The following is a 13,082-nucleotide window of genomic DNA, read 5'->3' as shown; positions in this document are numbered from 1 at the left end:
AACAAAAAAAGGGCCATGCTTTTATGAGCATTGGCCCTTATGTGATCATGAATCTTCTTCTCTGATGTGACGATACTGCGGTATGCGTACGATAACGGAAGTGCCAATCCCAGGTTGACTATGAATATTGATCCCGTACTCAGATCCAAATAAGAGCTGTAATCTTTCTTGCACATTTTTAATCCCATAGCCGGAACTTTCATGTTCAAGAATACGTGCGATCATATACGGTTCCATACCGACGCCATTATCCTCCACGACAAAAACAATATCCTCACCGTCAAGACTTGCCCGCAGGATGAGTTTACCTCGCCCCTCCCGCTTCAGATCGATGCCATGCATAATCGCATTTTCAACTATCGGTTGTAAAATCAAATGAATCATTTCAAATTGAAATACCTTGTCGTCGGCATCGAATTCTACGTCAAATCTTGAATTGTGCATCGCTAATTGAATATGTATGTATGCTTGCACGTTATTCCATTCATCTTGAATCGCTATAATCTGCTTTCCTTTATTTAAAGTCGTTCTGTAATAACTAGAAAGGTGATTCACCAAGTCACTAATTTCTTGGGCATCGATACGTAGCGCTTTGGAATTAATTAAAGATAATGAATTGTATAGAAAGTGGGGATTGATCTGAGCTTGCAACGCTTTGAGTTCGGCCGACTTTTGCGTGACCTTTGTTTGATATACTTCCGAAATGAGTTGATTTATTTGTTTAAGCATAGAACCGAATCGATCGGTAAGCTGCCCGATTTCATCTTTGGAATTCGTGGAAACAACAACTGTAAGATCACCATCTTCCACCATCTTCATTTTGGTGTTTAATTTCTCGATTCCTCTTAACAGCGTCTCAGAGAACAAGAAGATAATAATACTGAGGAAAACCATACAGATGAGTACAATGATACCCGTGGCGCTTAAAATATTGCGAATGCCTGTATTGTATTGATCATCGGAAACCAAATAATGCAGGACCCAATCGGTTTGCGGAATATCTTTGTTTATAACTAGGTAGGATTCGCCACCTAAGCTTGCTTTTGAAGTACCACTCCTTGAAAGGGATTGAAGCTGAACATCATCCATCTGCGGGGCATGCTCTGTTAACACCGGCTGATTCTTTTGATCGGTAATAATGATGCCCCTACCTTCATTCATCTTGCCAATGAAATCACCGAAGATTTTATTGTAATCAAACCGGACGTAAAGTTCAGCGCTCACGATTTGAAGATCGATATCGCGAATCACTCGAGTGGCAAACAATTCTCCATCCTCGAACCACCACTTCGTTGACTCGCTGCTCTTTGTCGCTTCATACCAATCCTTATCCTTAACTGCTGAAGAAGGCGTAATGAAGTTTCCTAATTCGGATTGCCGATTCTCAGAATACAACATAATCTCAGTCATATCCCCAACCATATACATTAAATTAAAAAAAATAGGTTCAATTTTATCATTCAACGTCTTAAATTGAGCGTACAAATCCTGATCTGGATTACTCATCAAATCAAGAAGCGCAGGATGAAATACAATCGATTTCATGGATACATCCTGTCTCTGAAGACGGTAACTAATTTCTAACGCCAGCTTCCTCGCCTCGTTATCCGCGCTTTGCTGAACCTGGCTTTTCAATGAAGCTTTGGAACTTTGATAGGCATACAAGCCCAGTACAATCGTTGGCAGGAAGATAACAATCACATATGAAAGCAATAATTTCTGACGCAGGCGGATATTACGAATAAATTTGAGCAGACTCATCTTCTTCCGCCACCCTCCCGATATTGAATAGGAGTCAGGCCGTTATGCTGCTTAAACATTAAATTAAAATAGGAAGTATTCGCAAATCCAACTGTACTGGCAATATCAACAACTTTAATCGTTGAATCTCGCAGTAGCTCCTTCGCTCGCTCCATACGTATAGCTGTAATATATTTGATTAGGCTTTGACCTGTACTTTTTTTAAAGAGGAAACTTAAATAACTTGGCGATAAAAAGACACGATTAGCTAAATAGTCAACCCCAATATCATTTCCGTACTCCATCTGGATGAGTATCTGTACATCTTCAATTACTTTGCGGCATTGATCATCTGTATTCGTTTTAATTTGCAGCAAATGTTCCTGAAAAACGGATAAAATGACTTGCCTCAACTCAGCAATTGAATTGCAAAGTGCGATTCGCTCCAAACCTTCCTTTAGTAAACTGCTGCTTTTTTTGCCTTGAAGCTCTACTACTTTTTTCAATATTTCTGTAAATAAAAGTTTGGCATACATAGAACTAAAGCGCTTACTATTTCGCATACTCGCAATGAGATACTCTATTTGATGCTCGAGTGTACGATATTCATTTCGTGCAATGGAAGTATAAATCTCCTTAAGCATAAGCTCTAACGATTCGTCGTCTATATGGTCATGAATGCTTTCGGCATCTTTGGAACAAACGACACTTCTATCCATAAAAAACCGAAAATTCATTAACTCTTCCATTTGGGTGAACTCGTCATGAAGTCCCTCTAGCTTATCTACTGGACTACCGACAATAATTAAACATCGCCGGTCGAAGCGAGTCTCCAGCCATTCTTTAACCTTTTCTCCATAAGTCATAAGCTCTTGCCCGTTATCGCTGTTCTTTGAAGCGGGATCAATTACGACGAGCATGATGCTTTGGTATTCATTGATATGTAATAAAAGCATCTCATGTTTACTAGTCGATTGAAGAAATTCAAACGCTTCTGTATGATGTTGATCAAAAAAGTGATTTTGCAATCCAATCATAATCATATACATCCGCTTATTTTCCAGATGATTTAGTCCAGCAAAAGCTGCCCGTTCCTCATAATGGATGTCACTCTCACGACCTTGAATGAGATCAAACAGGAGCTTTTGTTTCTCATACGCCACTCCTTTATGAAAACCTTTGATCAGCAACTCGTCCTTCTCTCTCTGAAGTCGTTCGTCATTTAGTATAGCGATTATGGATTGGAATACTTTGAGGAATTCCTTCACATCGATTGGCTTCAACATATAACTAACCGTTCCAAGTTGAATCGCTTTTTGTGCATATTCAAATTCCCCATAAGCACTGTAAATAAGCACCTTAAGGTCCGGTATGACTATCTTTGCCTGCTTGATTAACTCTAGACCGTCCATGAATGGCATGCGAATATCCGTGAATAACAGATCTACATGATGGCCCCTTATATATTCCAGCGCTACTTCCCCATCATTGGCCTGAGCAACAGAAAAGGGTAGAGCATGCTTCTGAATAAGCCATTCAATAGCATCGATTTCGGCTTGTTGATCATCGACTACTAGAATATGATACATATTTTCCTCCTAACCGTTCATCGGGCGGTATTTACTCGCTTCCAGAGGATACTCACTACAAACCAAAGCATAGCACACTAGGCATTCCAATTCATACCATGTTACATTAACCACATGATTTGGTTTCTATTGTCAGATGGATTCTGTTAGATTTCGCAAAAATCTGTTATTTCGATGGAAATGGTATTTACATTACAATGAAATCTATACCGCAAAACAAATTTTAAATTTGGGAGGTCTTTGTATGAAGAGAACGTGGTTAATTCCCACTACTGCTTTACTCGCCTTGTCAATCCTCATAACAGGCTGCAGTTCCAACAGTACGAACAACAGCAGCACAAAGGAAAGTGCAACACCAAATGATACGGCGACGCCGAAAGAATCAAAGGCTCCCGAACCGGTAAAAAAAGTGAAGGTTAGATTATCATATTGGAACAAAGAAGACAGTGTAAAGGCACTTCTGCAATTATTCAAAGATAAACTTCCCGATATAGATGTGGAGTATCAGTTCATCGATAACAAGACTTACGTAGATGTCATCAAAACACAGCTTGCAGCAGGCGAAGGTCCTGACATTATTGGTGGAGTAATCGACGCAAATACCGTCAAGACAGGGTATTTCGAAGATTTAACAGAACGTTATGCTAGTAAGTATTATGAAACCGGCACGTCCACCGCAACATTTGATAATAAACTGTACGGGTTGCCGCAAGCTAGTTGGTTTAACGGGGTTTACTATAATGTTGATCTATTTGCCAAATATGACCTGAAAATACCAACAACGCTTGATGAGTACTTCCAAGTAGCAGACGTGCTGAAGAAAAATGGAATTAAACCTCAAGCAATCGGTCTAAAGAATCCTAACGTAGCAGGCCAGTCCTTCCTTGGTTTGGCACTCAATGATTTTATCGGCACAACAGAAGGAAAAAAGTGGAACGATGATTTTGGCAAAGGAAACTCAAAAATGGTCGATGCGCTGGAGCCTTCTTTGACGACATGGACCGAATACTTGAAACACGGTGTCTTCACCAAGGATATGCTTGGGCTTGAAGAAGAACAAGCGATTGACGAATTTACAAGTGGCAAGGCAGCGATGTTCCAAGCAGGACCTTGGTATATGGAAACCTTTAAGCAAAAGGCACCTGACATGAAGATTGATATGTTCCCGAACCTGGGTACAAAAGGCGGCCCGGGTTGGATGGTCGGTGGTCCAGGGGTATCGTTTGGTTTGAATGCGAAGTCCAAAGTCAAGGATGCAGCGTACAAGGTGCTTGATCTGTTGTCCACACCAGAAGGTCAGAATGCTTACTGGGTCGATAATAAAGGAGGTTCCTCTTTTTTGAAAGGGGTTACTTTTGAAATGCCGGCAGAGTACAACGGTGCTCAAGAAGCTTTCAAGGCGGGCAATGTCATGTACCCTGTTAATAATTGGGGCGTTGCTGGTCCTGCTTTCTCAGATTTAGGAAAAGGTATTCAAGAAATCATAGCAGGTACTAAAACGCCTCGACAAGTGTTAGAAGCGGTAGACAAGAAAGCAGTTGAACTACTGGAGAAATCTAAATAGGTCTATAAATTACAAGGGGCAAAGCGCTTTGCTCCTTGTACATCCTATAAGCTAAAGGTTGTTGTGCATGAACAAACCAAACATTTTCAAACGAGAAATCAATTATGTTCTGCTTCTGCTTCCTGCCTTACTTATTTATTGTACCTTTTTCATATTTCCGACGATAAAGACCGCTTTATACAGCTTTACAAACTGGTCGGACGTGCATCCTGTTGTTGTCAAATTTGTTGGTATAGACAATTACATCGCTCTTTTTAAAGATTCAATCTATTTGACAGGAATTAAAAATACTTTAATCTATGCAGTACTCGCCATGCTTGGACAGAATTTGCTAGCCATTCCATTAGCGGTCTTTCTCAATAAAAGATTAAAAACAAAAAATCTGCTGCGGGCTGCTTTCTTCCTTCCTGCGGTGTTCAGCGTATTAGTTATCGGTTTTCTCTGGAATTTTATGTACTCACCCTCCGACTTCGGCTTGATTAATCAACTTGTAGTTGCTCTTGGCTTTGAACGCATCAATTTTCTCGGAGATCCGCATCTTGCGCTCTATTCGGTCATCATCGCCTCCGTATGGCAGTGGGTTGGTTATACAATGGTTATTTATTTGGCCAACTTGCAGAGCATCTCAACAGATTATTATGAAGCGGCGAAGATCGACAGAGCGAGCGGGTTGCAAATGTTCCGCTATATCACGCTTCCTCTACTGCTTCCAGCGATCACTTTCAATACGGTTATGGGGATGATAAACGGCATGAAGGTATTTGATATTGTTTATGCCTTGACTGGCGGTGGCCCGGGGTATTCTACGGAAACGATCGTATCACTCATGATCAAGAAAGGGCTCAGTGAAGGTTTCTATAGTTACGGAGCCGCATTCGGTATCGTCTTCGTTATCCTCGTTGGCTTCATCACCTTTATTCACTTTACACTAATCAAAATGTGGGAGCGGCGGTAATCATGAATCGATATACAAAAGGAACTGCCGTCACGGAAATTCTCTTGCTCGTCTTAGGCGCGATTTTTTTAATCCCTATTTACTATTTGATCATCACGACTTTTAAGACCCCTGCTGATGCTGTCTCTCATCCGATGGGCCTTCCAGTTAACATCACGTTCGTCAACTACGTTCGCGCTTTTAAGGCAATGAACTACATTCATGTGTTGGGAAACAATCTTATCATTACGATTTCCTCCGTTGCTGGTATTGTTATGTTTTCCGCGATGGCTGCTTACAGCTTGGTACGACGCACGAGCCATTTCAATCGGATCGTGTTCCTTTTATTCATGGTTGGGATGATGGTACCGTATCAAATGGGGATCTTGGCACTTTATAAACAGGTAGCCCAGCTTGGGCTTATGAATTCCCACACGGGCGTTATTCTTATAGAAATTTGTTACAACCTCCCGTTCTCTATCTTTTTAATTAAAAGCTTTATCGGCTCTGCCGTTCCATTTGAACTGGAAGAAGCGGCAAGGGTAGACGGCTGTGGGGTTTGGAGAACATTCTTGCAGATTGTGTTCCCGCTGCTTATGCCGGTGATTGCCACTGTAGCGATTTTGAATACGCTTGGTGTGTGGAATGATTTCATGACGCCGTTGTTGTTCTTGCAATCCCGTTCAAAGGGTGTATTACTCTTAGAAGTATTCCGCAATATTGGGCAATTCTCGACCGACTGGACGAATTTCTTCCCGATGATGCTCCTAGCGGTCGCGCCACTCATTCTGTTCTACATTTTCATGCAAAAATATATCATTAACGGCATCACGTCCGGCTCGCTAAAGGGGTAGGGAGTTAATGACAAGGGGTTCATACTGAATCATACAGTTGTCAGCAGAAAGTAAAATATTACACTGAACCTAGAAATTAAAACAGCGATAGCACAGGACGAGAAAAAAGTCCTAGGCTGTCGCTGTTTTATTGAAGTAATGTTTTCTGTTAATTTAATAATTCATTTTACCGATTTGGCTACTATCCATCTCAATATAAAAGCTCTAGCTCTTCTTTCTGCAATCAGTTTTTTCAATGAATAATTTATCTCCCTATATAACAGGTACTATTTCATTTTTTCCTTCTTAGTATCCTACTCTTTTTTTTGCATGGATCGTAACGGTAATCGGCATATCGGCTTCTGCGTAAATTGATCGTAAGTACTTCGGTGGATGGGTTGCGCAAGATGAAATAACGAATAGTTTCCCCATCAGCGATTGAGTCGCCTTGAATACCTAGAATAGCGTCAACTATTATATTTGTGCTTGTCTGGTTTATAATTTTTAAACCCAACACTCTGCTAGGCAATCCCCCCGTATCTGCATCAGGAGAGTAAAGACGTCCCCGAATGTTTTTGAAACCTGCGGAGCAGATCATGCGATTTGCATATACAATGTTCCAAAATTGGCGGTAATACCGAAAAATTTTGATTCGGGTCGAGAATCGCAAGGGAAGTCTGTAGTAATCAAAATCACCGATTCGAATCGGTGGACTGTTTAGATTATACGAAAAAACTACTTTTTCCCATGCTATTTCCGCATTCTGAATAAATGCCATAAGTCGTTTTCTCGAAACCATGCCGTCACCCTCCTTATCGCTCTTCCATTGCATTCTATGTATGTTACCTGATGGAAGGCACGGCAAGAATGGAACCTCGTGTTTCATGATTTTTCATTTCATGATGTTTGCCAGCTCATAAGTAAAAACCTTATTTTTGAGACAGCGACTTGTAGCAAGGAACGATTACTGCTCGCACTTCACGCATTACAATCTTCGTTATCAAGTAGCAAATGAAGATGATAGCGGATATCCGAGCATTGAAAAATAAACCAGATTTCATCCTTGTATACCTACATTTCGGGAGAGAATATGGATCATTTCCATGCAAGCTGCAGCACACAAACAAAACGCGACTAAACCGTTCCTACCGGCAGCCACGTCATTTCTTGCTAAGTAATTTCCTTATCGCTCTAGCAGTGAATCTAAATTCCGAAAGCCTTGAGTGCTTTTTCGATGAAATGTCCAAACGCACCTTTCCGGTAAAACATATGTTGCAGATAACTGAATTTTCAAGGAGGGAAGCATATTGAATAAGAAAAGAAAACATCAAGTCCCCGTTCGCAAACAGCAAAACGAATTTATAACACCTGCAATTTTAAGACGAACGATACGAAATATGCTGCCCTTCTATCGCGAAATCGTGCGCAATCCAGCATACTCAGCTGCATGGGTGCAAGCGGTGAATAAGATTGATTTTGTGCAGATGGAAAGACTGTTTCAAAAGGTAAGCCATGCCCCAATTGCAGAATTGGGATCAGGGTACAGTTTCGGATTTCGTACACCTATGCGGGATCGACTATACGTCAACGGTTTTTTTCTTGACCCCGCTCAAAGTAAGTATAAAGTGGGAGAACATCTCGTAGTAGTACAAGCTATTCTTCCCTTATACCTCAGGTTGGCGACTGATATTCCATTTGCAACACGTGTCACTGCCGCAATTAATTCAGGTAATACGACAAGACTGAACAGTTTAATTCGTGGATTAATACGCTCCCGTTTTTTACTAACTATCAGAGCACAAGATTCAGGCTTCAGAATCAGCTTTAGATTTCCGATCAGTCGCAAAATATATACTAATTACGCCTTACTAGGAGTGGGCTAGTTAGTTATGAAGACTGCCGGCTTTCACTGGTGGCAGCAACTGATTGAACTACTCGCGACTAAAGTAGCAAGCCATTAATCCGAATTTTTTTAACATAATGTCTTTCAACATCTTCCTTTATGGGTTTGACACTTCCCTTAAAGATGAGCTTCTACTCCGCCGCTTCCGCCAACCATGCTTGCATAACCGGTGATTCCGCCCGATTTAAACGTAGGGCAATTTCGGTATTAACCTCATCCGGCGGCATGACTTCGACAAGGACACATACTGACTCTCGCAACTGATTCATGGCAAACATGCCTTCATCATCGAGCATTTTCATTGCCAGCTCCATGGCCTTCAGCCTCAAATCAAACTCGCGATTCCATTCGTCATTCTCAAGATCCGCAATGAAAGGACGCTCAGCAAATCGTTGTTTAACGTGATCAAAGTTCTCATCCCCGAAACAACAATAGGGTGAATCGGCATAGGACCATTTGATGAGTTCCGCAATCGTCGATCCCGGTGTGTCACTTTCGTCTCCTTGCCTGGTCGATTCCATCTCCAAAGCTTCCCACGACCAGGCGGAGATGCTTGGCGCATATCCCTCGCCAGTAGTATATAGCGTACAGTAATAATAATGTTCACCATTTTCAAAAAGAGCACCAAAAGACGTTCTGGCAGCAGCGGCGATTTCTATCGCGGCCGTCTCTATTTCTTGCATCGGCTTCATGATAATGGTCCTCCTTTCCGTTAGTCGATCAGCTCAGGTTATTTAAGAACGCTCGTCAATCAGCCGTTCTAGAAATTCCGCAAACGTTGAAGCATACTTGTCGATCAAATCATTCATGAGATCATAACACATGATCGGAAATTCTCCCTGTTTATCTCTAGTAGACGTATCAAAAAAATAAAGCTCGTCGCTATCCGGCACGAACAAGTCCAGTCTGTGGGGAAACCGATCTACCCACCATTCCTCCGCTTTATTCAGTCTATGTATGTAAAGAAGGTCGCCGTCGTAATACTCTCTATGTTCCGGAGCTGCGATCGCTAGAATATTGCCGCCTCCCAACCGGGCATTACCGTAATGAACCAGCCACCAGCGATAAGATGGCGGCAGGCAGAATCCTAATTCCTCTTCAGCTTCTCCTATCCAGCTTTCTTCCGCACCATGGCCAGGAAACCATTTTAAAGCGGAGGTCGTTTTCAGTTTTTCTGCCAAACGCTCATACATAAGTTCGATCCCCTCTCCCTATATCTCTCTCCAGCTTTCTACAAATGTTATAGCGGCGCTTTTCCTACTACAATGTTGTCAGGATGAACGTCAGTTGGCTCATAGTCATTCATACGGAGAAGAATATACTCAATCTCTTCTAATGGCATCTGCAATTTTTGGCTGACTTCATAAAGACCCATGTCTTGCGAAAGTAGTTTCCGTGCTTGATTTAACTTTCCATTTAACCAATTGTTTTCGATCATCCATTTTTTCACTAGGTCCAGTAGTTGATTTTGGGTTTCCTTATCTGCATGCTTATTATATTTAGTAACTGACTCTGACAAATAGTTAAAAAGGTGAATACCTAATCCTTCACGTTGCTCATGCTTGGACATCCGTTGGTACTGCTCATAACTTATGCTGATATCTAATTCGAGGGTATGATCCCTGCTATCAAAACGTCTGGATGTTGTTCGACCATAACTTTCAGGTAAAACACGCAATACAAAAAAGATATCATAGGGAAACTCCCATGTATTTGCTAATTCCTCTAAGGGCAGCAGCTCATCTCTCAATTGACCCACACACGTTCCATGTGTATCCAAAGTAAAAACTAGTTTCATACATACCTCCCTCTCCCACACTTAAGGAGCATCCGGATCATCTGTTATTTTCTCAGATCGCTTCGCAGCCTTTCGACAAGAGCCACTGCTCCATAACGGCAAATGCCTGCCCCGCATCCTGTTCATAGAAGACAGCCACCTCTTGCTGGTAGGCATAATTCAATCGTACATAGCCGCCCAGCTGCCGGTAGAACAGGAAACAAGCATAGGCATTCTCAATGGTCAAATCCGACGGAAATTCATTTTGGCATAATTCGGCCAGTTCGGACAGCGTAAGCTGATCCTGTCCTTGTGGCAAACGCAAAAAGCGATGGCTCCGAGTGCCCGTCCACGGTTCATAATAGATACACTCCCCTTGGCTGATTCCATACACCTGACAATATATTTCATCCAGCACCAAGGCGTACATCCCTTCGTCTTCCTGCTCCCGTGCCTGCAGGGAAATCGCCTTTACGTGCTCCGCATGCCGAGGTAGCCAGAGCAGCCCAGCTTGGGGATGTACTGCCAGAAAATCACCGTCCACCGTTGTACCTATAACGATACACTCGCCGATCTGTTGCTCACTAATGGGGCTGTTTTCGTCATGCTCCCATAATCCGTACTCGGCAAAAGGTTTAAGCACCTCTGCATCGGGAAACTGAACATTCAACCACCCTCTGTAAGTCCCTTCACCGAATCGCCGCAAAAACCGGAGGTAGCCCTGTGGATAAACAGTAACGTCTTCCTTCGCAAGTGCTTGGTTTTGGCCGTCAGATAGCGGTTTTGGCTGAGATACGATGTACATAAATACTCCTCCTGTTTACAGAATAATCAATGGCATAGCTCGCTTCGGTCATTTGCCGCTTTTATATCCATTAGCCAATTGCACCAGATACCAGACAGCTACACCCACAAGGGCGGTGAACACAAGATTTATGCAGCCGAACACGATGCAACGAGCAATACCCATGTACAGATAAACTTTAACAGAAACATTATCCCGGGATTCCTCCATTTTCCTTAAGGGTTGACTTCACTCCCTTTTATTGAAAACCCAATGCCGCTAAAGATTGTTGTATTTCCCGGTCTGCTTTACTTTTGAAAGTTGCAAACTCCACTGTAGATAAAGAATTCGGAAGTTTCTGATGGATAAAGGAATCAAAATCGATTGCCGTTTTGAGAATACGAAGCGTGTGCAGCAAAGGTAGTTGCTCCATCCCCGTCAAACGGGTTAAGCCTTTACAATTCCTGATAGAAAGTTCCTCCAGTGCCTTCATTTCCTGGTTAAAGCTGATTTCCTTCAGCTGGATTTGATCCTCAATAACAAGTCTCTTCAGCGCTTGAAAGGCTGTAATATTGGTCAGGTCATGGAAGCCGCGGACTCTAGTAATCTCCAGGTTTTCGATTGTATTCTCTTCAATTTCATGAATGTGCTCCCTGCCTCCAAGCAAAATGCGAAGGTGCTCCAGCTTCCTCAGCCGGTTAATACAATGTAACGGCAGTTTGCTGATCGAATGCAGCGCGAGATAATTCAAGTTCTCCAGATAACCTATAGCATCAAGGTTTTTCACCTTACCCCCTACATGCAATTCCTCCAGATCAGAGAACTCTTTAAAATATTGCAGGTTGAGGGTCTTTTTATCCGAGATAATGTTTAATTTATTAAGAGAGTGTAACGTATCAATCCCCAGAATTTCCGAATTCTCCAGCTCGTATATGCCTATGCTCAAACTGCGCAGGTGATCCAGCTTCGCCAATGCTTCAGTGTTATGTGCCTGGGTGAGACTATCGAGGTGCAGCATTTTCACATGAGGAATCCGCAAGAGAGTATGACAATCAAAAGACAGCGAATAGTGGGCATAGAAGCGTACTCCGAAATCCTCATCCCAGCGCGCGCAAAGCTCATCCACTTCTTCCAATATGGAGCCATAAAAATCCGGGTGAGAGAATTGAATAATCACTTGGTTACCGTCGTGCAAATCCCGCTCGATCAGATTCCGGTCCAGCAGGGTAGGATTATTGATCAGAATTCTTTTTTTCCATATTTTCCGCATCCATTAATCCTCCTTTTTTGCCATTGATCACAAGCCCGTACTTACTGAAAATCCACGATTTGCTCAAATCGTGAATCGCATCATGGCTTATACGCACAGAAGGCTTTTGCACCTTCATAGCATCTGCGTCATGCGCTGAGAAGCGAAGCGGCTTTGTCATTTTATTAATAGAGTCTTTTATTTCATCGAAAAACTTATATGTTAACGGCTTATGATCCCTGATATCCTCATAGATATAATACTTCCCGTTTTCATCTTCCAAATCCATTTGAAAGCCTTTAGGAAATGAAAGCAAGATACACGGCAATTCATCTTCTGCCCATCGTCCGTAATAAGGAAAATGGACACCTTCATTTCTCGCAAAAAATCCGGAGCTTTCATTATCAGACGCAACAGAAATGGAATAAACAAAGAAAGGGTGACCATCATTCCTTTTTTCCTCTGCCGTAAAATAATGATAAAATGACCGATACGCCTCATACACCTGATTATGGTCATGCTCTGTCTGGGCATAATTGGTTAGATAAAATTGCGCTTGTTTATGTTCAAAAAGCTTCAAAACGCTTTCAAACTCTTCCGGCCTTATGAAGAATCTAAGTTTATAAAATCCGCTGTTCTTTAATCTATCCATTTCTTTTCTCTCACCGCCATGTTCTAAAGTGTCATCTCAGATGACCTTAGCCATTTG

The 13,082-nt window shown here is 42.1% G+C and carries 13 protein-coding genes; 4 read left to right on the top strand and 9 right to left on the bottom strand.

Annotated features, from left to right (window positions below):
* Nucleotides 1–45: 45 nt before the first annotated feature.
* Nucleotides 46–1,761: a cache domain-containing sensor histidine kinase gene (locus tag UQ64_RS09440; RefSeq protein ID WP_060623177.1), complete on the bottom strand. Its 1,716-nt coding sequence runs from the start codon at nucleotides 1,759–1,761 to the stop codon at nucleotides 46–48.
* The gene (locus UQ64_RS09435; RefSeq protein WP_060623176.1) at nucleotides 1,758–3,329 is read right to left on the bottom strand and encodes a response regulator transcription factor; all 1,572 of its coding nucleotides are present in this window, start codon (nucleotides 3,327–3,329) and stop codon (nucleotides 1,758–1,760) included. Before UQ64_RS09435 ends, UQ64_RS09440 begins: the two co-directional genes overlap by 4 nt.
* A gap of 244 nt (nucleotides 3,330–3,573) precedes the next feature.
* Between UQ64_RS09435 and UQ64_RS09430 the strand changes: the two genes are divergently transcribed.
* The 3 genes from UQ64_RS09430 (at nucleotide 3,574) to UQ64_RS09420 (ending at nucleotide 6,681) form a co-directional block, all read left to right on the top strand.
* A complete protein-coding gene (locus UQ64_RS09430; protein ID WP_060623174.1) occupies nucleotides 3,574–4,893 on the top strand; it encodes an ABC transporter substrate-binding protein in 1,320 nt (439 codons plus the stop codon).
* A gap of 67 nt (nucleotides 4,894–4,960) precedes the next feature.
* Nucleotides 4,961–5,848 (top strand): carbohydrate ABC transporter permease, encoded by an 888-nt coding sequence (locus UQ64_RS09425; RefSeq protein ID WP_060623172.1) that lies wholly within the window; start codon nucleotides 4,961–4,963, stop codon nucleotides 5,846–5,848.
* A gap of 2 nt (nucleotides 5,849–5,850) precedes the next feature.
* Nucleotides 5,851–6,681, top strand: coding sequence for a carbohydrate ABC transporter permease (locus UQ64_RS09420; RefSeq protein ID WP_060623171.1), 831 nt, complete (start codon nucleotides 5,851–5,853; stop codon nucleotides 6,679–6,681).
* A 271-nt stretch (nucleotides 6,682–6,952) separates the two neighbouring features.
* Here UQ64_RS09420 and UQ64_RS09415 read toward each other — a convergent pair whose 3' ends face one another.
* Nucleotides 6,953–7,459 (bottom strand): DL-endopeptidase inhibitor IseA family protein, encoded by a 507-nt coding sequence (locus tag UQ64_RS09415; RefSeq protein ID WP_060623169.1) that lies wholly within the window; start codon nucleotides 7,457–7,459, stop codon nucleotides 6,953–6,955.
* A gap of 508 nt (nucleotides 7,460–7,967) precedes the next feature.
* Here UQ64_RS09415 and UQ64_RS09410 point away from each other — a divergent pair.
* Nucleotides 7,968–8,543: a hypothetical protein gene (locus UQ64_RS09410; protein WP_060623168.1), complete on the top strand. Its 576-nt coding sequence runs from the start codon at nucleotides 7,968–7,970 to the stop codon at nucleotides 8,541–8,543.
* A 151-nt stretch (nucleotides 8,544–8,694) separates the two neighbouring features.
* Here UQ64_RS09410 and UQ64_RS09405 read toward each other — a convergent pair whose 3' ends face one another.
* The 6 genes from UQ64_RS09405 to UQ64_RS09380 form a co-directional block, all read right to left on the bottom strand.
* Complete coding sequence (locus UQ64_RS09405; protein WP_060623166.1) at nucleotides 8,695–9,255, bottom strand: DUF4303 domain-containing protein; 561 nt, start codon at nucleotides 9,253–9,255, stop codon at nucleotides 8,695–8,697.
* A 42-nt stretch (nucleotides 9,256–9,297) separates the two neighbouring features.
* Complete coding sequence (locus UQ64_RS09400) at nucleotides 9,298–9,756, bottom strand: SMI1/KNR4 family protein (protein ID WP_060623165.1); 459 nt, start codon at nucleotides 9,754–9,756, stop codon at nucleotides 9,298–9,300.
* Between the two features lie 47 nt (nucleotides 9,757–9,803).
* Complete coding sequence (locus tag UQ64_RS09395) at nucleotides 9,804–10,361, bottom strand: hypothetical protein (RefSeq protein ID WP_060623163.1); 558 nt, start codon at nucleotides 10,359–10,361, stop codon at nucleotides 9,804–9,806.
* A gap of 52 nt (nucleotides 10,362–10,413) precedes the next feature.
* Entirely contained in the window at nucleotides 10,414–11,046 is a 633-nt protein-coding gene (locus tag UQ64_RS09390; RefSeq protein ID WP_245237899.1) for a hypothetical protein, read from the bottom strand.
* Nucleotides 11,047–11,383: 337 nt separating this feature from the next.
* Nucleotides 11,384–12,394, bottom strand: coding sequence for a leucine-rich repeat domain-containing protein (locus UQ64_RS09385; RefSeq protein ID WP_060623160.1), 1,011 nt, complete (start codon nucleotides 12,392–12,394; stop codon nucleotides 11,384–11,386).
* Nucleotides 12,357–13,025, bottom strand: coding sequence for a hypothetical protein (locus UQ64_RS09380; protein WP_060623158.1), 669 nt, complete (start codon nucleotides 13,023–13,025; stop codon nucleotides 12,357–12,359). The genes UQ64_RS09385 and UQ64_RS09380 overlap by 38 nt, the downstream gene beginning before the upstream one ends.
* Nucleotides 13,026–13,082: the final 57 nt, after the last annotated feature.

This window comes from Paenibacillus etheri, from assembly GCF_001012825.1.
GTDB lineage: Bacteria > Bacillota > Bacilli > Paenibacillales > Paenibacillaceae > Paenibacillus_AQ > Paenibacillus_AQ etheri.
This window is presented reverse-complemented; position numbering and strand designations above follow the sequence as displayed.

Excerpts from the sequence above, each read along its gene's own strand:
- UQ64_RS09440 (WP_060623177.1), bottom strand. The coding sequence starts at position 1,761 with ATGAGTCTGCTCAAATTTATTCGTAATATCCGCCTGCGTCAGAAATTA.
- UQ64_RS09435 (WP_060623176.1), bottom strand. The coding sequence starts at position 3,329 with ATGTATCATATTCTAGTAGTCGATGATCAACAAGCCGAAATCGATGCT.
- UQ64_RS09430 (WP_060623174.1), top strand. The coding sequence starts at position 3,574 with ATGAAGAGAACGTGGTTAATTCCCACTACTGCTTTACTCGCCTTGTCA.
- UQ64_RS09425 (WP_060623172.1), top strand. The coding sequence starts at position 4,961 with ATGAACAAACCAAACATTTTCAAACGAGAAATCAATTATGTTCTGCTT.
- UQ64_RS09420 (WP_060623171.1), top strand. The coding sequence starts at position 5,851 with ATGAATCGATATACAAAAGGAACTGCCGTCACGGAAATTCTCTTGCTC.
- UQ64_RS09415 (WP_060623169.1), bottom strand. The coding sequence starts at position 7,459 with ATGGTTTCGAGAAAACGACTTATGGCATTTATTCAGAATGCGGAAATA.
- UQ64_RS09405 (WP_060623166.1), bottom strand. The coding sequence starts at position 9,255 with ATGAAGCCGATGCAAGAAATAGAGACGGCCGCGATAGAAATCGCCGCT.
- UQ64_RS09400 (WP_060623165.1), bottom strand. The coding sequence starts at position 9,756 with ATGTATGAGCGTTTGGCAGAAAAACTGAAAACGACCTCCGCTTTAAAA.
- UQ64_RS09395 (WP_060623163.1), bottom strand. The coding sequence starts at position 10,361 with ATGAAACTAGTTTTTACTTTGGATACACATGGAACGTGTGTGGGTCAA.
- UQ64_RS09385 (WP_060623160.1), bottom strand. The coding sequence starts at position 12,394 with ATGCGGAAAATATGGAAAAAAAGAATTCTGATCAATAATCCTACCCTG.
- UQ64_RS09380 (WP_060623158.1), bottom strand. The coding sequence starts at position 13,025 with ATGGATAGATTAAAGAACAGCGGATTTTATAAACTTAGATTCTTCATA.